The following is a 20128-nucleotide window of genomic DNA, read 5'->3' on the forward strand; positions in this document are numbered from 1 at the left end:
CGAGCGGTGAACCGCCATCCCTCTTTTCACCGAAATGGCTTACACGACAGGTACGCCGGGACCGGGTCCGTGCCGCCGTAGCTCCTGCCAGGCCCGCGAAAGCCGCGCGACCGCATCATCAAGCACTTGCTCGGAGTAGGCGAACGGCACCCGTAAGTAGTCGTTGTGCGCACCCGACGGATCCATGGCCTGCCCGGCCACCACCTCGACGCCGTGCCGCAAGGCCACCTGCGCGAACACGCGAGCATCAGTGTCCGGCAACCGGACCCACAACGCCGATCCACCGACCGGCGGCGACCATTCCCAGTCCGGTAGTCGTTCGGTCAGCAACTCCCCCATCAGCTTCTTCCGTATGGTCGCCAGCCGCGCCCGGACCGACGTCAGCTCGGTGAGCCGCGGCAGCAGCCGGGCAGTCAGCGCCTGGTCGATGACCGGACTCCCCAGGTCGGCCAGCGCCTTGTGCCGCGCCAGCCGCTCGGCGAGCGGCCGCGACGCCCGGATCCACCCGATCCGCAGGCCGCCTCACACGGCCTTCGACACCGACCCGATGGTCAGCACCTCGGCGTCGTCCGGCGCATACGCCGCCAGCGGCGGCGGGATCTCCGGACCGGCCGGATCCCACGCCGAGTACGCGTTGTCCTCGACCACGACGACTCCGTGCCGCGCCGCCAGTTCCGCGACCTGCCGGCGGCGGTTCGCCGACATCAGCCGGCCGGTCGGGTTGTGGAACGTCGGCATCACGAACAGCATCGCCGGCTGATGCTCAGCGAACGCGGCCTCGAGCAGGTCCGGCCGGATCCCGGCGTCGTCCAGCGGTACGCCGACCACTCGTCCGCCGGCCGCGCCGAACAGGTCGAAGCATCCCGGCCAGCTCGGCTGCTCGATGGCGACCGTGGCGCCGTTGCGCAGGTACATCTGCGTCGCCAGCGCGATCGCCTGGTGCGCGCCGGTCGTCACCACGATCTCGTCGGGCGACGTCGGCAACCCGCCCTCGGCGAAGTGTTCCGCGATCCGCTCCCGCAGTATCGGCAGGCCGCGCGGGTGGTACCCGACGTCGCCGAGCAGTGCGGGCAGCTCGTCGGAGGCCAGCGCGATGAGCTCCGACGACAGTTCGGGCAGCCCAGGATCCACGGCGTAAGTGAGCGAGATGACCTCGCCCGGTCCGACAGTGATCCGGTGGAACAGCGACTCGCCGTACCCGGCGGGCATCTGCTTGTCCGATCGTGAACGACCGCGTCCGGCCGTCCGCGCGACCGTCGTACCGCTGCCGCGCCGGCTTTCGACCAGGCCGCGGGCGCGGAGCTCGTCGTACGCCGCGACGACCGTCGAGCGGCTGATCGCCAACGAGTCGGCCAGCCGCCGCTCGGCCGGAAGGCGGGCACCGACCGGGAGCTCCGCGGAGCCGATCAGCGCGGCGATCTCGTCGGCCAGCCGCCGGTACAGGCCGCCGCTGCGGGTGCTCAGCCGGTGCCCGATCAGGTCGGCCAGCGCCGACGGGTCTCCAGAACGGTCCACTTCTCCTCATATTGGCTCGGGTGGACTGCTTCTCGCGCCGCCAGGCTAGTACCGGAAGGCAGTCCAGTTCGAGAGCAGGAGTGAGCAGACATGATGATCGGTCAGCTGCTGGGGTTCACCGGCGCGACGGTGGTGCTGGTCGGGATGCCGGGGCCGAACAACTTGTACATCTCGCTCCGCAGCCTCACCCAGGGCCGTCGTGCGGGCGTCGTCTCGGCACTGGCCATCGAGACCGGGACGCTCGTCTACATCGTCGTGACCGCGCTCGGTCTCGCCACCCTCGTGCAGACGTCGCCCACGCTCTTCACCGCCATCACCGTCGCCGGGGCGCTCTACCTCGCGTACCTCGGTCTCAAGCTGCTCAAGGCTCCCGCGGGCGACCACGCGGCCGATATCCAGGCCGCGCCGCTCGGCCGCGTGTTCCGCGACGGTGTCGTGGTGAACCTGCTCAACCCGAAGGCCGCGCTGTTCTTCCTCGCCTTCCTGCCGCAGTTCGCGACCCGCGGCGCGGATCCCGCTCAGCTCCGCACGGAACTCCTCGTGCTCGGCGTCGGCGCCTTGCTGATCGGCCTCACCCTCGACCTCTGCTACGCGATCGGCGCCGACGCCGTCGGCCGCCGCTTCCGCTCGGTCCGTACGACGAGCCGCCGGCGCAACCTGATCGTCGCGGCGATCTACCTCGGACTGTCCGCGTTCGCGCTGATCACGGCACTCTGAGGACCTTCGACAACCACCACTGAGCCGTTCTCGAACCGCAGCGACAACGTCTCGCCGCCGACCCGCAACCCGCCGAGTTCGAGCACCTGCCAGGGCAGCGAGTCAGCGGGATTGATCGCCAGCGTTCCACCGGGTACGTCGGGCTCGATGCCGAACGCGGCGACCAGAACGGCGACCGCCGAGGCCGCCGCCCACGCCTGCGGACGGCACGAGAGCGGGTACGGCGTCGGCGTACTCTCCACGCTCTTCCCGCGTCCGCCGTACAACTCCGGCAGGCGGTAGTCGAACGCCTCTGCCGCACGCACCAGACCCTCGACGTACGACGACGCCACGTCGGCCTGACCGCTCGCGAACAGGCCTTGGACCGTCATGGCGGTGTCGTGCGGCCACACGCTGCCGGTGTGGTAGCCGAGTGGGTTGAAGCGGGTCATTGCGGTGGACAACGTTCGCAGCCCGAAGCCACTGTTCAGGTCCTCACCGGCCAGTACGTCGGCGACCGTTTGCTCCTCGTCCGCGTCGAGCAGCCCGGTGCCGAGCAGGTGGCCCATGTTCGAGGCACGGCCGGCGACCGGGTTCTTCGCGCCGTCGAGCGCGATCGCCGGGTAGCCGTCGATCCAGAACTCCTCGCGGAAGCGTTCCTGCAGCGCGGTCGCCCAGGTCCGCCACTCGTCGCCGGACTCGCCGTGCGCGTCGAGCAGTTCGGCGCCCTTGACGGCAGCGGCGTACGCGTATCCCTGCACCTCGCACAGCGCGATCGGCGCCGTCGCCAACGTCCCGTCGGGCCACTGCACCGCGTCGTTGGAGTCCTTCCAGCCCTGGTTCGCGAGCCCGTGTCCCGACTCGTCGACGTACTCGAGGAAGCCGTCGTCGTCCGGGTCGGCGTACTCCTTCATCCAGGTGAGGGCGCGCTTCAGGTTCGGCAGCAGGTCACGGACCTCGTCGGCGGGCATGCCCCACCGCCATGCCTTGTGCAGCGTCATGATCCACAGCTGGGTCGCGTCGTGGGTGCCGTAGTACACGGCCGGGAGGACCAGTCCGCCGCCGTGGTCGGCGACCTCGGCGCGGAGCTCGTGCGGGATCTTGCCCGGCTGTTCGGCGGATCCGGCGTCGACCTTGGTGCCTTGCCGCGCGGCCAGTGCGCGCAGCGTGCCGGCGGCCAGCGTCGGGTCGACAGGGATCAGCATGCCCGACGAGATGAGCGAGTCGCGGCCGAAGAGCGTGAGGTACCAGGGCGGACCGGCGCCGAGGTAGCGGTCGTCGTCGGCGGCGAGTTGGAGCGCGCGGACGTCCTCCAGCGAACGGTCCAGCCAGCGTTCGACGCGCTTGTCGTCACAGCGGACAGTGACGTCGTACGGCGTGCGCTCGGCCGGCGGCTCGATCGAGAAGCCGGTGTTCGACTTCGGGAAGTCGGCCGTGACGCGCACGGTGATGGTGAACTCCTCCCCCGGCTCGATGCGCGGCGTGGCCGAAACGCCGGGGTCGGCGGTGACCACGACGCGGGTGTCGTCGCTCTCCCAGCGCGTGCGGCCGGGGCCGTCCGGGAGCGGTGCAAGTTGCGGCAGGCTGGTGGCGGCGCCGCTGCGGACCGCGGCCGTGCCGGCGAGATCGGTGCCGAGGGCAACATCCAGCCGGCCCGCGATCGCCGACCGGGAACGGTTCACGAGGGTGATGCGCTCGGTGAGACCTTCGGAGTCGACCGTCCGGGTCCGGTACAGCATCACGGTCGGGTCGTGCCGGGTGTCGCCCAGTCCCTCGACCATCGCGACGTACTGATGGGTCGCCGCATCCCGCTCGTCGACGTGCACCGGGATCGGCGCGCGACCGTCGACCGTCACGCTGAGGTGGGACAGGATCCGGCGGTCCCGGGCGTACACGCCCTCGGCGCCGGCTCCGGTCAGCTGACCGGAGCGGGGCGACAGGACCACCCACGGGGCAGCGAGCGCGGTGACCAGTTCGTGCAAAGGGGACATGTCTCCACCCTAAAGGCCGGTCGGTGCGAGAGAGTGTGGGTATGGAGACAGGGGTGACCGTACTGGTCGGGATCGCGATCTTCGTCGGGATCGTGGGCATCGTCGTACCGATCCTGCCCGGAGCGATCCTCAGTCTGGCCGCGATCCTGGTCTGGGCGATCGTCGAGCACAGCGCGATCGGGTGGGTCGTGTTCGCGATCGCCGCGGTCCTGATCGGTGCGAGTCAGGTGGTGAAGTACGTCGTACCGGAGCGGCGGCTCCGTGAGGCCGGCGTACCGCGGCGGTCGATGGTCGTCGGGATCCTGCTCGGCATCGTCGGGTTCTTCGTCATCCCGGTGGTCGGCATGTTCGTCGGCTTCCCGATCGGCGTCTACCTGTCCGAGCTGCAGCGCCGGCGCGACCACGCCGCGGCCTGGACCTCGACCAAGCACGTGCTTCGGCAGACCGGCGTCTCCATCCTCATCGAACTGGTCGGCACGTCACTCGCCGCAGCCGTCTGGCTCGTCGCGGTGCTTTTCGTCGTCTGAGCGACACCGTTCTTAGCTGATTGCCAGGTTCCTCTTATCCGCGGCGGAGGTTCGTCCAAGCCTGACGCGTCATCCTGGGAGGGACGAGTGCCGGGTGACGTCCCGGTACGCAGTACGGAAGGCGCAACAGGATGAAGCTCTCTCAGAAGCGATGGCGGCTGCTCGGCACGGTGGCCGCCGTGGCCGTGACGACTACGGCCGGCGGGGTCGCTTGGGCTGCCAGCAACGCGGACCCGACGCCGTCGCCGTCGGCCTCCCCCTCCAGCCCGTCGACGCCCGGACAGCAACAGAAGCCGGACAGACCGGGCAAGGGCGGATTCGGGTCGCGCGGCGAGTTCGGGCTCGGCGGGGCGCTGCACGGCGAGTTCGTCGTACCGAAGGACGGCGGCGGGTACCAGACCGTCGCGACCCAGCGCGGAGAGGTCACCGCGGTCAGCAAGGACTCGATCACCGTGAAGAGCGCGGACGGGTACAGCCGGACCTACACGCTCACCGAGGACACCATGGTCAACGCGGCCCGCGACGGCATCGACGACGTCAAGACCGGGAACACCGTGACCGTGATGGCTGTGGTCACCGACGGCAAGGCGACCGCCAGCTCGGTGAACGACGGGACCGTTCGCGACGCGGCCGGCCAGAAGTGGGGTTTCAAGCACGGTCCCCGCTGAATTCGCTCTCGGTAGGCGCGGACGACTCACAGGTGATTGCCAGGAACCTTCCAGGGTTCACGGGGGAACCACCGGCACACTGAGACCATGAGTCCGCATCTGCTGGTTGTCGACGACGAGCCGAACATCGTCGAGCTCCTGTCCGCGAGCCTGCGGTTCGCCGGGTACGACGTGACCACGGCGACCCACGGCGCCGAGGCGCTGCGCAAGGCGCGGGACGTGGAGCCGGACCTGGTCGTGCTCGACGTGATGATGCCCGGGCTGGACGGCTTCGAGGTCGTACGCCGGTTGCGCGGTGAGGATCGGCACGTGCCGGTGCTGTTCCTCACCGCCCGGGACGCGGTCGAGGACAAGGTGCTCGGCCTGCAGACCGGCGGCGACGACTACGTCACGAAGCCGTTCAGCCTGGACGAGCTCGTAGCCCGTGTGCGTGCGCTGCTCCGCCGGTCCGGTCACCGCGAGCAGACCACGACCGAGGCCGCCGTACTGCGCTATGCGGACCTGGAACTGAACGAGGACAGCTACGAGGTCTTCAAGTCCGGTCAGGCCGTGCAGCTGTCGCTGACCGAGTTCAAGCTGCTGCGGTGCCTGCTGGAGAACGCCGAGCGGGTGATGTCGAAGGGGCAGATCCTGTCCGCGGTCTGGAACTACGACTTCGCCGGGGACGCCGGCGTGGTCGAGTCGTACATGTCCTACCTGCGCCGTAAGGTCGACACCGGCGATCAGAAGCTGCTCCACACCGTCCGCGGGGTCGGCTATGTCCTGCGTACTCCGCGAGGCCCCAACTGATGCCACTGAACCACCGGCGGTTCACAGACCGGTACCCGCTGCGGGTCACCATCGTCGTGGTCCTGCTGGCGCTGGTCGCGCTCGCGCTGGCCGCGTCCGGTGTGCTGGCGACCACGATCATGCGCGGCTACCTGACCGACCGCGTCGACGAGCAACTGCAGCAGACCGCCATGCCGCTGTCGCACGCCCCGACGGATCGGCGTCCGTTGCCTCCCGGCGTCGGTGGTGCGCTGCGTCGGCAGTTGCCGAGCGAGTTCGTGGTGCAGTTCAACGACTCCGAAGGCACGAGCGACAAGGGGCCGGTCGGGTCGCCGCTCGCCGAGACGGAGCCGCTGCCGAACCTGCCGACGCTCGACCTGAACCAGGTGCGGAACCTCGCCGGGAAGCCGTTCCAGGTCGACGCGCAGTCCGGCGGAGCGACGTGGCGGGTGCTCGCGGTGCCTACGGACGACGGGAAGGGCTCCGTCCTCGTGGCGCTGAGCCTGAAGGAGATGGACCACACGATCCAGCGGCTGGTGGGGATCCAGGCCGCGGCCGGGGTGATCCTGCTGGTGTTGCTGGCCGGCGTCGGGACTTACGTCGTACGGCGAAGTCTGCGCGGGCTCGAGGACGTGGAGCACACCGCGGTCGCGATCGCCGGCGGGGATCTGAGCCGGCGGGTGCCGCAGCGGGACCCGCGGACGGAGGTCGGGCGGTTGTCCCTTGCGCTGAACCAGATGCTCGGGCAGATCGAGACCGCGTTCGCCCAGCGCACTGCGTCGGAGTTCGCGGCGCGGCGGAGTGAGGACGCGGCAAGGCAGTCGGAGGAGGCCGCTCGGCAGTCCGAGGAGCGGATGCGGCGCTTCGTGGCGGACGCGTCGCACGAGTTGCGTACGCCGTTGACGTCGATCCGGGGATTCGCCGAACTGGCTCGGCACCGGGGTGACGTGACAGACGCCGACACGATGCGCCGGATCGAGGACGAGGCCAAGCGGATGGGGCTGCTCGTCGACGACCTGTTGCTGCTCGCGCGACTGGATCAGCAGCGCCCGTTGCGTTCGGAGTCCGTCGACCTGCTCCCGATCGCGGCCGACGCCCTGCACAACGCGCAGGCTGTGCAGCCCGAGCGCCACATCTCGCTGACGATCCTGCCCGACTCGGAAGCGCCGGTCGTCTCCGGTGACGAGGCACGTCTGCGGCAGGTCCTCGGCAACCTGGTCAGCAACGCCCTGAACTACACCCCCGTCGACGCACCCATCACCGTCTCCGTCGGCACCCGCGGCTCCGAAGCCATCCTCGAAGTCAGCGACACCGGCCCCGGCCTGACCGACGAACAGAAGACCCGCATCTTCGAACGCTTCTACCGAGTAGACACCGCCCGAACCCGCTCCACCGGCGGCTCCGGCCTAGGCCTGTCCATAGTCGCCGCTCTGGTAGCCGCCCACCACGGTCACGTCACCACCACCGACACCCACCCCCACGGCGCCACCTTCACCGTCCACCTCCCCCTCAGCACGTAAGCCGCCGCGCGACCTACCGCCACGAACCGCTTGATCGTCCAAGGGGAGCAAGGGTCAGTGGCGGCGGAGCTTGACTGTGCAGTCGCGGCGGTTGATCGGTACGCCGTCGCGCAGTACCTGTGCCCGGTCGTGCACACGGCTGACCAGCGTCTCCCACTCGCCGTCCGGAAGAGCCAGGCTCTCGATCACCTCGTCGGGCTCCGGGAAGTGGATGTCGGGGTGCGGATTGTGTTCGCCGGGCGGGAATCCCAGGTGGCCCTCGATCAGCAGTACGCCGCCTGGCGCGACAGCCGCCGCTGCCCTACGCAGGATTGCGTCGCGGGCCAGTTCGGTCTTGGAGTGCAGGAACTGCGCGGACACCAGGTCGAACTCCCCGTCCGGGAACGACTTGCCCAACTCGTGCTGCTGCCAGTCGATCCGATCGCCGACACCGGCGGCCTTCGCATGCGCGACGGCGCGACCCAACGCGACCGTCGAAATATCAACAGCAGTCACCGTCCAGCCCCGCTCAGCGAGCCAGATCGCGTCGGCGCCTTCGCCGCAGCCGAGGTCGAGCACCCGGCCCGGCGTCAGGCCGGACACCTCGTCGACGAAGGCGACGTTCGGCTTGCCGCTCCAGATCTGCTCGTGCTCGGTGTAGAACGCGTTCCAGTGCTCGTCAGGGAGCTGTTCGGTCGTCATGGACCGATGGTGCGCGGACCCACCGACATACGGCAAACAATGTTGCCAGGTTGGCAACCTAGCTGTCGCGGACAGGCAGTGGCTCGGCCTTCCCGACCACGAAGGCGTACGTCAGCGCGCCGACCACGGCCACCACCCCCGCGACGGCGAACGACGGCAGGTACGACCCGTGGTAGACGTCGAGCAGCAGACCGAAGACGTACGGGCTGATGATCCCCGCGATGTTCGACGCGAAGTTCTGGATGCCGCCGATCGACGCCACATGCCGCGACGACGGCGCCACGTCACCCGGCAAGGACCAGATCCCCGTCGCCGCGATCGCCAGGCTCGCGTAGGAGATCGCCAGGAACAGCAACGCGACGTACACCGACTTCGCCGGCGCCGCGAACACGATCGCCGCACCACCGAGCAGCCCGCCGACCATCACGGTCTTCCGCACCCGCGTCACGTCCGCTCCGGCCCGGATCCGCCGGTCGGCGACGATGCCCGCGATCCATCCACCGGCGATCGCCGTGATGCCGGGCAGGGTCCCGAGCGTCCCGAGCTCCTTCAGGTCGAGTCCGCGGGCGTCCTTCAGGTACGACGGGAACCAGGTGAGGAAGAAGTAGATGACGAAGTTCAGGCAGAAGAAGCCGAGCATCATCCCGCGGATCGTCCGGTAGCGGAACAGGTCCCGCCAGCGCACCTGCGCCGCCGCCTCGGTGTCGTTCTCGTCGATCCGCGCACCGTTCGACGCGATGTAGGAACGCTCCTCGGCGTTCGCGTGCCGGTGCTCCATCGGGTCGCGGTAGTACCAGTACCAGACCGCCGCGAGCATGATCCCGAGGACGCCGAGGACGACGAACGAGAAGTGCCAGCTCACCAACGCGATCAGTCCGGTCACGACCGGCAGCGACAGCACCGTCCCGACCCGCGAACCCGAGTCGATCACCGCGCTCGCGAACGCCCGCTCGTGCGCCGGGAACCACCGCGACGCCGCCTTGGTCGCACTCGGGTACGCCGGCGCCTCCCCCGCGCCGAGCGCGAACCGGAACGCGAACAACGACCAGAACCCGCGCGCCAGCGGCGTCAGCGCGGTGACGATGCTCCACCACAACGCCGCGAACGTGAACGCCTTCCGCGAGCCCACCTTGTCGGCGAACCAGCCCGCCGCGAGCATCGCCCCGTCGTACGCCCAGAAGAACGCGCCGAGGATCAGGCCCTTCTCGGCGTTGCTGAGGTCGAGGTGCAGATCGTCCTCGATGAACGGCAGCGCGACGCTGAGGTTCGCGCGATCCAGATAATTCAGTGAGAGCCCGACGAACGCGAGCCCTAGGATCAGGTACCTCGTACGGCTGGCTCCGGGCGGAGCCTTCACGACAGTGGTGGCGGTCACTCTGTGCCTCCGATCGACAGCGGATCGTCGGCACGCTACCTCGACCGGTTCCTTTGTGTAGACAAACGTTTCATAGAGTGGAATGAGGTTCGAGTGATCGAGGACGGCGAGGAGATCCCGCTGCTCGGCGGCGACGTGACCGAGGGCCTGGTGCGCGTCGGCGACACGGTACGGCGACCGCCCGGCGAGCGCGCCGAACTTGTCCAGGACGTCCTGCTGCACCTGGAGAAGGTCGGGTTCGAGGGCGCACCGCGCTTCCTCGGCATCGACTCGGCCGGCCGCCAGGCGCTCACGTACGTCGAGGGCGAGGTCGCGGGCCGCCCGCGGCCACCGTGGATCGCGGACGAGGAGCGGATGATCTCGGTCGCCCGGCTGCTGCGCGCGTACGACGACGCGGTCGAGGGATTCGGCATCCCGGAGAACCTGCCCGCGCCGATCGAGCCGCCCGGCCTGCCGGAGCTGAACGATCCGCCGGAGCTGGTCGGCCACCAGGACGTGACGCCGGAGAACGTGGTCTTCCGGGAAGGCCGCGCGTACGCCCTGATCGATTTCGATCTCGCCCGCCCGGTGAGCCGGGCCCGTGAGTTCGTGAACCTGATGCTGTGGTGGGCACCACTCGGCGCCGACGAGGATCTCGACCTCGAACTCCGCGGCCTCGACCGTCCCCGCCGCTGCCGCCTCCTCGCCGACGCCTACGGTCTCTCCCCCGCCGACCGCGCCCGCGCAGTGGAGCTCACGATCGGATTGAACGTGCGCGCCTGGCACACCATGAAATACCGCGCGGAAACCCTGGGCGGCGGCTGGCAGCGCATGTGGAGCGAGGGAGTCGGCGACAAGATCCGAGCCCGCCAAACCTGGCTCGAAGACAACGCCGACTCCCTCACCACAGCACTACTCGGCTGACCCGCCCAGGAGCTGCCCGAGGCTGGTCGCCTCGGGCAGCCGGGCGGTCAGTGCGTGATTGCGACCTCGGTGCCTGACTTCGCGGACTCGTAGATCGCCGACAGCATCTTGGCCATCTCCAGGCCCTGTTCCGCGGTGGCGTCGGCGGGGATCTCGCCGCGGCAGATGCGCAGGAAGTGGTCGATCTGGTTCGCGAACCCGACCCGGAAGTCGAACCCGAGCGAGTCGATCTGCGGCTGGACGTGCAGCAGCGTGTCGTGCCGCTCGGTGATCATCAGCAGCTCGGGCTCGATCTCGGCGCCGCCCTTGTCACCGTGGATCCGGACGCTGATCTCGTTGCGCGCGTGCAGCGAGTACGACGTGGCCACGTCGAGGACCGCCCCGCCCTCGAACCGGATCTGCGCGGTCGCGAAGTCCTCGACCGTGTTCGGCCGCGCCGCCGACGCGGCCTTGTACCGGGTCAGGTTCTGGATGTTGTCGCGGGCACCCAGCAGCGTGAACGTCGCACCGGACGCCGACACCGCCTTCGGCATCCCCATCAGGTACCAGCACAGGTCGATGATGTGGACGCCGAGGTCGATCAGCGGACCGCCGCCGGACAGCTCCACGTCACCGAACCAGCCGCCGGGGTTGCCGGCCGTCCGCAGCAGCGTGGCCCGGGCCGCGTAGATGTCACCGAACTCGCCGGCGTCCAGGAACCGCTTGGTCACGAGCGCGTTCGGCGCATACCGCCGTACGTATCCGATCTGCAGCGCCTTCCCGGTCTCCTCGACCGCCTTCACCAGTGCCTCGGCCTCCGGCACCGTCACGGTCATGGGCTTCTCGACCAGGACGTCCTTGCCGGCCCGCAGTGCCGCCTCGGCGATCGGGGCGTGCAGGGTGTTCGGTACGCACACGCTCACCGCGTCGATGCCCGGGTCCGCGAAGATCTCCGCGGCGTCGCCGGTCACCCGCTCCACACCGAACTGCTCACCGCGGGCCTTCGCCCGCTCGAGGTCCACGTCGCACACGGCGACGAGCTCGGACTGGGGGTTCGCCTGGTACGCCTTCAGGTGCTCGACGGCGATCGAGCCGAGCCCGATCACGGCAATCCGCGTCGTCATGTCACGCCACGCTTTCAGTCAGTCGGATGATGTTCGCGAGCGAGCGCTCGATGGCCGGAAGCGGTGCTTCCATGCCCTCGAACTCCAGGCTCACCGGTACGTCGGGCTTGGTCGCGACCAGTGCGAGCAGGCCCGGGAGGTCCACGTCGCCGTGACCCGACACCGTGCCGAGCAGGTAGTCGCCGGCCAGCGTCTTGAGCCAGCCGTCGCCCGCCGAACGGCGGATGTGGAAGTCCTTGACGCCGATGGACGCCGCGACGTCGATCAGGCCGGCGGCGGTCTTGCCGGGCACCTCGCCGACGCACAGGCCGTTGCCGAGGTCGAGGGTGACCCGGAAGTTCGGGCGGTCCACGGCGTGCACGAGCCGGGCCAGCCGGTCGCTGCCGTTCATGAAGAAGCCGTGGTTCTCGATCGTCGACACGACGCCCAGGTCCGCGGCGTGGTCGGCGACCGCGCGGCAGCCCTCGACCACCTTTGCGAACGTCGTCTCGAATTCGCCCGGGTCCTGCTCACGCCACGCCCACGGCGCCACGTCGTGCCGGAAGATGCGGGCGCCGAACCGGTGCGCGACGTCCAGCTGCCGGCGGAGACGGTCGATCTCCTCGCCGTCGGCGGTCCGCAGATCGCCGCTGACCAGATAGTTCACGATCGGTACGCCGATCTCCTCGGCGTGCTTGGCCGTGTCGCGGACGACGTTCTCGTTCTCCAGGTAGTACTCGCCGTCCATCGCGGCGACCTCGATGTGCCCGGCCGACGAGGCCGCGACCCAGTCCAGGACCGCGATCAGGTCCATCTCGCCGCTCGTCATGAGCTGGCGGAAGCAATACGAGCTGACTCCTAGCTTCACTGCGTGGTCCTCTCGAGTTCGTGAGTGATGTGGGCCCACGGACTGGGGTAGTCGTGGACACCGTAGATACCTGAGCTGCACCGGTCGAACGCGTTGCCGACCGCCCCGAGCACCACCGCCTCGCGCCCCAGCGCCGAGGCGACGAAAGGCGGACGCTCGGGGAAGACCAATTCCTGCTCGACCGCTGCCGTGAGCGGACGAAGCAGCGCGCCGCTGTCCTGCAAGGCCCCGCCGCGCACGACCACGACCTCGGGATCGACGACCAGCAACACGGTCGCGATCCGCCCGGCGATCTGCGCGCAGAAGTCCTCGACCTCGGCCTGCGCGTCGGCGTCACCGGCGGCTGCCGCACTCAGCACCTCCGCGCTGGTCGGCCGCACAGACCAGACAAGCTGCCCGCGCTGCGCGTTGCGCGTCCATCGCATGCCGCGCTGCGCGCCGAGCTCGCCCGCGAGGCGATGGCGGCCCTGCCGGATGACGCCGTTCAGGACGATCGAAACGGAGAGCCGATGGCCGATCTGGAGATAGACGACATCGGAGTACCCACGGCCAGCGCCGCCGCGTTGCTCCGCCAGCGCCGCCAGCTTGATGTCGTTGTCGACGACGATCGGTTGTTCGAGCTCCTTCGCCAGCAACTCCGCGACGGGCAGGCCGACCAGGTCCGGCATCGCCAGACTGGCGCGCAGGCGACCGTCTGCCTCGACCACGCCAGGCAGGCCTACACCGACCGCGCGGAGACGTCCCAGCTCGATCAACCGGCCCGCACGCCCAGGGTCGGTCGAGTCGGCTGCGGCCTCGAGTGCACGTGGGATCAGTGAGAGATCCGCCTTCCGCTCGGGCGCCAGTTCGGCGTACCCGAGCCGGCGGCCGGACAGGTCGCAGATGATCGCGCGTGCGCCGCGGGGACCGAGGTCGACGCCGGCGACCAGCCCGGTCTCGCGGGCGAACCGGAACGCGCGAGCAGGTCGGCCCGGGCCGGCCGTCGCCGGGCTGCCCGCCTCGACCAGCCCGGTCTCGAGAAGATCGTCCAGGACGGCATGCACCGTCGGCCGCGACAGGCCGGTGCCCTCGCTGATCGCCCCGACCGTGCGCGCCTCGTCGGCGTCGGCGAGGAAGCGCAGACACGCGACCTGGTTCGCAGATCGCTCCGCCTGGGCGGCGCCGCGTGCAGTGTCCATCGACCCCAACCCATTATGGAACCGGCTTTAATAAAGACGGTAACAGAATGGGTTGCCGGAAGGCAACGGTTATTACCAGCGGCGACTAGCGTTGGAGGATCGTGCGCTCGGCGAGGGTCCAGGTGGTGGTTGTGAGGAGGTAGAGGCCGGCGGCCAGCGGTACGAAGGCGGCGGTCAGGAGCGTGCCGAACGGCACCAGTTGAGCGAGCCGTCGTGACAACGTGGTCGCCGACGGATCGAGCTGCCGTAGCTGGAGTCGCGCCGAGAACCATGCGACCACAGCGAGTAGGACCGCGATCACGACGTACGCCGGGGTGCCGGTGAGGATCGGCCAGTGGACGCCGAGCGGGGCGCCGAGCAGGTTGCCGCTGATGAGCTGGTTCGACTCCCCCGCCACCATGGTTCGGGAGAACAGCGTGTACATCAGCCAGAAGAACGGCAGCTGCGCGAGGGTCGGCAGGAAGCCGGCGAACAACGACGTACCGGACTCCGTCTGCAGCTTCGCGACCTCACGCTGCAGGCGATCCGGGTTGTCGCGATGCCGCTCGGTCAACTGCTTCAGCTGCGGCATCAACTCCGCGCGGGCCTTCAGCCCGCGGTGCGCCCGCACGCTCAACGGGACGAGGGACAGCCGTACGGCGAGGGTGCACATCACGATCGCGATGACCGCGGCGTACGCGCCGGCGAACGGTTCGAGAGTGGCGACGAGGGACGTGAGCAAGTGATAGGCACCGGCGACCGGTGCCTCCAGGAAAGAAGGCACAGCAAAACTCCACGAGTGTGTAGGAACAGGTAGCGAGGTGGAGCGCTACTGTCCCGGTGCTCGTGGGCGTGGGCGGCCGGCCGCGTCGGGATCGCGGAGCCGGAGGAACACGGTCTGCTCGGCGCGGTCCCGGACCGAGGTGGCGCGGGCGAGCAGCGGCGCGGCGGTGTGCACCGACCAACGCGCGGACGTCCGCGCGACCACGACCAGCGCCAACAGCAAAGCCGCCGCCGTGAGCACGGCGGCGGCCAAGGAAGCCGTGTCGAACACAGGGATCACCGACGCGAGCACGCCGGCGATCCACTGCGTCATGACATCAGTCCAGGTAATCCCGGAGGACCTGCGAGCGCGACGGGTGGCGCAGCTTCGACATGGTCTTGGACTCGATCTGGCGGATCCGCTCGCGGGTCACGCCGTACACCTTGCCGATCTCGTCGAGCGTCTTCGGCTGACCGTCGGTGAGTCCGAAGCGCATCGAGACCACGCCGGCCTCGCGCTCGGACAGCGTGTCGAGGACCGCGTGCAACTGCTCCTGGAGCAGCGTGAACGAGACCGCCTCGGCCGGCACGATCGCCTCGGAGTCCTCGATCAGGTCGCCGAACTCGGAGTCGCCGTCCTCACCGAGCGGCGTGTGCAGCGAGATCGGCTCGCGACCGTACTTCTGCACCTCGATGACCTTCTCCGGGGTCATGTCGAGCTCCTTGGCGAGCTCCTCCGGAGTGGGTTCGCGGCCGAGGTCCTGCAGCATCTGCCGCTGGACGCGGGCCAGCTTGTTGATGACCTCGACCATGTGCACCGGGATCCGGATGGTGCGGGCCTGGTCGGCCATCGCGCGGGTGATCGCCTGCCGGATCCACCAGGTCGCGTACGTCGAGAACTTGTAGCCCTTGGTGTAGTCGAATTTCTCCACCGCGCGGATCAGACCGAGGTTGCCCTCCTGGATCAGGTCCAGGAACAGCATGCCGCGGCCGGTGTAGCGCTTGGCCAACGACACCACCAGGCGCAGGTTGGCCTCGAGCAGGTGGTTCTTGGCGCGGCGGCCGTCCTCGGAGATCCACTCGTACTCGTCGCGGACCTTCTCCTTGAGCTTGGCGGCCTCGTCGGCGATCTGCTCCTCCGCGAACAGGCCGGCCTCGATCCGCTTCGCGAGCTCGACCTCCTGCTCGGCGTTCAGCAGCGGGACCTTGCCGATCTGCTTCAGGTAGTCCTTGACCGGGTCCGCGGTGGCACCGGCGACCATCACCTGCTGCTCGGGCTCGTCGGTCTCGTCGGCCTCGGAGACGATGAAGCCCTGGTCCTCGGTGAGCTCCTTCTCCAGGCCCTTCACCGCTTCCGGCTGGAAGTCGGACTCGTCCACCTCGTCGAGCGCGCGCGGCTTCCCGGTCTTCGGGTCGATCGACAGACCCGCCTCGGACACTGCCTTCTTCGCCGGAGCCTTCTTGGCAGCGGCCTTCTTCGCGGGGATACCGTCCTCCTTGGTGCCGGCGGCCTTCACCGCCGCCTTCTTCGCGGCCGCCTTCTTGGCAGCGGGGTCGGTCACTCGGGCGCTGGTCCTCGGAGCCGTGCTACGGGCCGTGGCGGCCACGGTCCGGGCCGGCTCGGCGGGAAGATTCTCGGACGAGCTGGACGACACGAATTACCTCTCGTCTGACGCAGGGTTTGTACGACGGTACGACTGATGACGCTGTGGGTGCTGCTGAGTCTGTGGGTACTGCTGTTCGCGGCTGCTCGCTGGTCAAGCGGCGGCAACAGTCCATTGTAATCCGCGAACCAAGCCCAGGCGTCGCGCGGCCCCCCGCTGACGTCATTTCCGGGGGGCCGCCGCCGTCGATCGTCTCACCCGTTGCGGGTCTGCCGCAGTGGACGCGCCACCACCCGCTGCCGAACCATTTGCTGCTCCTGCTTGAACTGCCGGACCTTGACCAGCGACGCGACGTCGATGACGTCCGCGACCGACTTGAACGCGCCGTCCTCGCCGTACGGCTCGGACGCCTCGCGCCAGCCGCGCGGCCGGACCTTCAACTGCTTGCCGAGCAGCGCGACGAAGATCTTCGCCTTCTGCGCGCCGAACCCCGGCAGTGCCGACAGCCTCGCCAGCAGGTCGTCCCCGGACTTCACGTCGGACCACAGGCCCGACGCGTTCCCCGCGTAGTGGTCATCCAAGTGCTTGGCCAGCGTCTGGATCCGGGCCGCCATCGCGGTCGGGAACCGGTGCACGGCCGGCGGACCGGCCACCACCTCGACGAACGCGTCCGGGTCGTAGTGCGCGACCGTGGCCGGGTCGAAGGGACCGATCATCCGCTTCGCGATCGCGACCGGGCCGGCGAACGCCCGCTCCATCGGGATCTGCTGGTCGAGCAGCATGCCGACCAGCAGGGCGAACGGATCTCTGCTCAACATCTCGTCGGCGTCGGGCTGCTGCGCAAGGCACAGCTTCCTGCTGCGTGTGGAAGTCACCTCAGTCCTCCCCTTCCTCGGCCTTCACGGCCAGCACCGGACACGGCGCATCGAGCAGCACCCGCTGCGCGTTGCTGCCGAGGATGAGCTTGCCGACCGGGGAACGGCGTCGCAGGCCGATCACGATGAACTCCGCATGCACCTGCTCGGCGACGGCCACCAGGTCCTCCGCCGGATCCAGGCCACGCACCAGCTGCCGCACCTCGTACGGCACACCGGTCGAGTCGAGCTGCTCCCGTACCTCCGTCAATGCGGCGTCACTCGCCGCAGCCTCGTCGCTGTCGAAGCTGCGCCCACCTCGGTGCGAGTTCACCACCACCAGCTTGGCGTCCCGCAGCGTTGCCTCCTCCGCTGCGCGCCGAAGGGCCGCACGGCCTTCCGCCTTCGGCACATAACCCACGACGATGGTCGTCATCGCCCTGCCTCACCTCCGGGTGTGTGTCGACCCGTCTCGAACGATACTGCTCCCGACCGCTGTCGGCATCCGCTGCATTTGCACCTGTTGTGTCGCACCGGTGACGGAGGGCTGCCGGTGCCCGGGTCCTACCCGCGGCGGGCCCGCCTAACCTTCCGGTGGCCACACCTTTGCAGGGCTGTCACCAAATGCGCCACCCCTGTAGTCCGGGTCGTTATCGAACTCGTGCGGAAACCGTCGATCCCGTTGCCTTGGGCAAGATCGAACGGGTTCCGCCTGAAGGACCGGGGTTCCGCCGCCGCTGTCCTACGTTGTCCTGCGAACGACGGCGTACGAACCGGTTCAGTTCCGTTCAGTCCACCGGCCACTCGTGCACCGGCGTGTTGTCGTGCATGTGGTCGCGGTACCGGCTGAGCATCCCGCGCAACGCGTCCTTGCGTCCGTGCGATCCCTTTGTATACAGGCGGTGGAACTCGTCGGCCTGCCACGACGCGCCGTTCCGGCCGGTCAAACAGCGTTGCTCGATGATCCCGAGCAGCCGGTCCCGTACGGCGACGTCCACGCCCCACGCGTCGAGGCCGCGAACCGCCAACGGCAGAAGGCGTCTGAGCACGAGCTCCGTCGCACGCGCCGTACCGACGCCGGGCCAGAACACCTCCGCCTCGATGCCGTTGCGGGCCGCGGCGTGGAAGTTCTCCTCGGCGGCGCTGAACGACATCTGCGACCAGATCGGCCGTTCGTCGTCGGCCAGCGCACGCACCAGCCCGAAGTAGAACGCGCCGTTGGCAATCGTGTCGACCACGGTCGGCCCGGCGGGCAGGACGCGATTCTCCACGCGCAGATGCGGCTTGTCCCGGACAACGTCGTACACGGGCCGGTTCCAGCGATAGATCGTCCCGTTGTGCAGCCGCAACTCCGAAAGGGCCGGCGTGTCACCGCGGTCCAGAACCGCGATCGGATCCTCGTCGGAAGTGACCGGCAGCAGGGCCGGGTAGTACCGCGAGTTCTCCTCGAAGAGATCGAAGATCGAGGTGATCCACCGTTCGCCGAACCATACCCGCGGCCGGACGCCCTGCGTCTTCAGCTCGTGCGTCCGCGTGTCGGCGGCCTGTTCGAACAACGCGATCCGCGTCTCGCGGAGCAGCTCCTTGCCGAACAGGAACGGCGAGTTGGCGCCGACCGCGAGTTGTACGCCGGAGATCGCCTGCGCCGCGTTCCAGTACCGCGGGAACGCCTCCGGTGTCACCTGGAGATGGAACTGCGTCGACGTACAGGCGGCCTCCGGGAGGATGCTGTCCGCGGTGACCTGCAGCCGTTCGACGCCGTCGATGGCGATCTGCACGTCCTCGCCGCGGGCGGCGAAGATCTGGTCGTTGAGCAGCGCGTACCGCGGGTTGGTGCTGAGCGCCTCGCGGTGGATGTGTTCGGTGAGCAGCGTGGGCAGGATCCCGATGGTCACCATCGACGAACCGGTCCGCGCCGCCTTGTCCTCGGCGGCGTTCAGGCTCTCCCGGATGCTCGACTCCATGGTGTCCAGACCGAGTCCGTCGATCTGGCCGGGCGGGACGTTGATCTCGATGTTGAACTGGCCGAGCTCGGTCTGGAACGCGTCGTCCTCGATCGCGCTCAGCACCTCGGAGTTCTTGAACGCCGGGTCGCACTTCTCGTCGACCAGGTTCAGCTCGATCTCGATCCCGGTCATCGGCCGCTCGGGGGCGAACCGGTCCTCGCGCAGCATCCGCGCGAAGGCGTCCAGATTGCGGTGCACCTGTTCGCGGAACGCGGTCCGGTCCGCCCGGGTGAACTCGACCCGGTCGACTTCCTCACCCATCAGCGACTCCCCTGGTGTGGCTCCCCCGGCATGACACGGCTATGACATGGCCTCAGTGTGCACGAAGGTTCCCCTCGATGGGCGATTCATTCGCGTCGTGGACTCAGACCGGGAACACGATGAAGTCGTCGCGCTCGATCCGCACCGGCTCGTCGCCGGCGGCGGCCAGGGCATCAACGAGCTCGGTCAGTACGCCGGGACGCAACTCGAGCACGTGCTCGTCCGGGTGTTTGTCGGCTCCCATCTCGTAGTCCCGGCCGGGTCGAGTCGTCAGTTCGATGTGTGCACCCAGTACCCATTCCACCGGATTGCCCGCGGCAACGAACTCGCCCAGCCGCGCGACGCTCGCCCGGAACGCCGGCCAGTCGACGACGTACAGCCGCCCCGGGTAGAGCGAGTCGCCGCTGAGGAGCAGTCGTGTGGCGCGGTCGTAGACCGCGATGTGCGAGGCATGGTGGCCAGGGATCGCCAAGACGTCGAGCACCCGCCCGCCGAGATCGAGTTGCACCACACCGTGCGGCCAGTCGGCGAACCCGAAGTACGCCGCAACCTCCTCGGCGGACCGACCGACGGGCTTGTCGAACTCGCCGTCGCCGCCGACGTGGTCGCCGTGGCCGTGGGTGTGCGCGACAACCAGTTCCCGCTCCCCCGCCAGCTCCTCGATCAGCGGACGCAGCGGCACATGTCCGGTGCCGGTGTCGAGCAGCAAGGCGCGTTCGTCACCGAGCAACAGGTACAGGAACGGTCCCTCGAAGTTGGTCCGGAGCGACTGGCGGATGATCACCGTACGTTCGTCGTACCGATGGACCTGATGGTCGGGAGCAAACGGATCGGTGCCGTCGTCCCAGCGGTTCGGGAAGGTCATCACGTCATTGTCGGTGGTGGCAGGG

Annotated in this window: 19 protein-coding genes and 1 pseudogene; 6 read left to right on the forward strand and 14 right to left on the reverse strand. The window is 69.0% G+C overall.

The features are described 5' to 3' along the window. Positions 1 to 39: 39 nt before the first annotated feature. Positions 40 to 1515: pseudogene (locus EV137_RS02705) on the reverse strand (aminotransferase-like domain-containing protein). A 90-nt stretch (positions 1516 to 1605) separates the two neighbouring features. Here EV137_RS02705 and EV137_RS02710 point away from each other — a divergent pair. Further along, positions 1606 to 2232, forward strand: coding sequence for a LysE family translocator (locus tag EV137_RS02710; protein WP_134010072.1), 627 nt, complete (start codon positions 1606 to 1608; stop codon positions 2230 to 2232). On the opposite strand, the gene EV137_RS02715 is transcribed toward EV137_RS02710, so the two are convergent. Beyond that, complete coding sequence (locus EV137_RS02715; protein WP_134126296.1) at positions 2190 to 4202, reverse strand: amylo-alpha-1,6-glucosidase; 2013 nt, start codon at positions 4200 to 4202, stop codon at positions 2190 to 2192. The genes EV137_RS02710 and EV137_RS02715 overlap by 43 nt on opposite strands. A 41-nt stretch (positions 4203 to 4243) precedes the next feature. Between EV137_RS02715 and EV137_RS02720 the strand changes: the two genes are divergently transcribed. From EV137_RS02720 to EV137_RS02735, 4 genes are all read left to right on the forward strand, one after another. Then, positions 4244 to 4729 (forward strand): DUF456 domain-containing protein, encoded by a 486-nt coding sequence (locus tag EV137_RS02720; protein ID WP_134126298.1) that lies wholly within the window; start codon positions 4244 to 4246, stop codon positions 4727 to 4729. Positions 4730 to 4860: 131 nt separating this feature from the next. Beyond that, positions 4861 to 5397, forward strand: a complete 537-nt coding sequence (locus EV137_RS02725; RefSeq protein WP_134126300.1) for a hypothetical protein — start codon at positions 4861 to 4863, stop codon at positions 5395 to 5397. An 87-nt stretch (positions 5398 to 5484) separates the two neighbouring features. Further along, positions 5485 to 6186: a response regulator transcription factor gene (locus EV137_RS02730; RefSeq protein WP_130385800.1), complete on the forward strand. Its 702-nt coding sequence runs from the start codon at positions 5485 to 5487 to the stop codon at positions 6184 to 6186. Then, positions 6186 to 7685: a sensor histidine kinase gene (locus EV137_RS02735; protein ID WP_134126301.1), complete on the forward strand. Its 1500-nt coding sequence runs from the start codon at positions 6186 to 6188 to the stop codon at positions 7683 to 7685. Before EV137_RS02730 ends, EV137_RS02735 begins: the two co-directional genes overlap by 1 nt. A gap of 54 nt (positions 7686 to 7739) precedes the next feature. Here EV137_RS02735 and EV137_RS02740 read toward each other — a convergent pair whose 3' ends face one another. Continuing rightward, entirely contained in the window at positions 7740 to 8366 is a 627-nt protein-coding gene (locus tag EV137_RS02740) for an SAM-dependent methyltransferase (RefSeq protein ID WP_134126303.1), read from the reverse strand. A gap of 58 nt (positions 8367 to 8424) precedes the next feature. Then, positions 8425 to 9741, reverse strand: a complete 1317-nt coding sequence (locus tag EV137_RS02745) for an MFS transporter (RefSeq protein ID WP_202870794.1) — start codon at positions 9739 to 9741, stop codon at positions 8425 to 8427. A 93-nt stretch (positions 9742 to 9834) separates the two neighbouring features. On the opposite strand from EV137_RS02745, the gene EV137_RS02750 reads away from it, so the two are divergent. Continuing rightward, complete coding sequence (locus tag EV137_RS02750) at positions 9835 to 10644, forward strand: phosphotransferase (protein ID WP_134126305.1); 810 nt, start codon at positions 9835 to 9837, stop codon at positions 10642 to 10644. A 47-nt stretch (positions 10645 to 10691) separates the two neighbouring features. Here the strand turns inward: EV137_RS02750 and EV137_RS02755 are convergent, their stop codons facing one another. The 10 genes from EV137_RS02755 to EV137_RS02800 form a co-directional block, all read right to left on the reverse strand. After that, positions 10692 to 11747, reverse strand: a complete 1056-nt coding sequence (locus tag EV137_RS02755; protein ID WP_133789299.1) for a Gfo/Idh/MocA family protein — start codon at positions 11745 to 11747, stop codon at positions 10692 to 10694. Between the two features lies 1 nt (position 11748). Next, positions 11749 to 12594: a sugar phosphate isomerase/epimerase family protein gene (locus tag EV137_RS02760; RefSeq protein ID WP_134126307.1), complete on the reverse strand. Its 846-nt coding sequence runs from the start codon at positions 12592 to 12594 to the stop codon at positions 11749 to 11751. After that, a complete protein-coding gene (locus EV137_RS02765; protein WP_134126309.1) occupies positions 12591 to 13772 on the reverse strand; it encodes an ROK family transcriptional regulator in 1182 nt (393 codons plus the stop codon). The genes EV137_RS02760 and EV137_RS02765 overlap by 4 nt, the downstream gene beginning before the upstream one ends. A gap of 85 nt (positions 13773 to 13857) precedes the next feature. Next, the gene (locus EV137_RS02770) at positions 13858 to 14535 is read right to left on the reverse strand and encodes a YidC/Oxa1 family membrane protein insertase (RefSeq protein WP_134126311.1); all 678 of its coding nucleotides are present in this window, start codon (positions 14533 to 14535) and stop codon (positions 13858 to 13860) included. Between the two features lie 45 nt (positions 14536 to 14580). After that, entirely contained in the window at positions 14581 to 14847 is a 267-nt protein-coding gene (locus EV137_RS02775) for a DUF6412 domain-containing protein (RefSeq protein WP_130385811.1), read from the reverse strand. Positions 14848 to 14851: 4 nt separating this feature from the next. Continuing rightward, on the reverse strand, positions 14852 to 16168 hold the full coding sequence (locus EV137_RS02780; protein WP_131292075.1) for an RNA polymerase sigma factor: 1317 nt from the start codon (positions 16166 to 16168) through the stop codon (positions 14852 to 14854). 203 nt (positions 16169 to 16371) lie between these two features. Beyond that, a complete protein-coding gene (locus EV137_RS02785) occupies positions 16372 to 16992 on the reverse strand; it encodes an HhH-GPD-type base excision DNA repair protein (protein WP_134010053.1) in 621 nt (206 codons plus the stop codon). Position 16993: 1 nt separating this feature from the next. After that, entirely contained in the window at positions 16994 to 17407 is a 414-nt protein-coding gene (locus EV137_RS02790) for a universal stress protein (protein ID WP_131337975.1), read from the reverse strand. 352 nt (positions 17408 to 17759) lie between these two features. After that, positions 17760 to 19238 (reverse strand): glutamate-cysteine ligase family protein, encoded by a 1479-nt coding sequence (locus tag EV137_RS02795; protein ID WP_134010051.1) that lies wholly within the window; start codon positions 19236 to 19238, stop codon positions 17760 to 17762. 103 nt (positions 19239 to 19341) lie between these two features. After that, positions 19342 to 20103, reverse strand: a complete 762-nt coding sequence (locus tag EV137_RS02800) for an MBL fold metallo-hydrolase (RefSeq protein ID WP_134126313.1) — start codon at positions 20101 to 20103, stop codon at positions 19342 to 19344. Positions 20104 to 20128: the final 25 nt, after the last annotated feature.

The sequence above is a fragment of the Kribbella pratensis genome (assembly GCF_004366075.1).
GTDB lineage: Bacteria > Actinomycetota > Actinomycetes > Propionibacteriales > Kribbellaceae > Kribbella > Kribbella pratensis.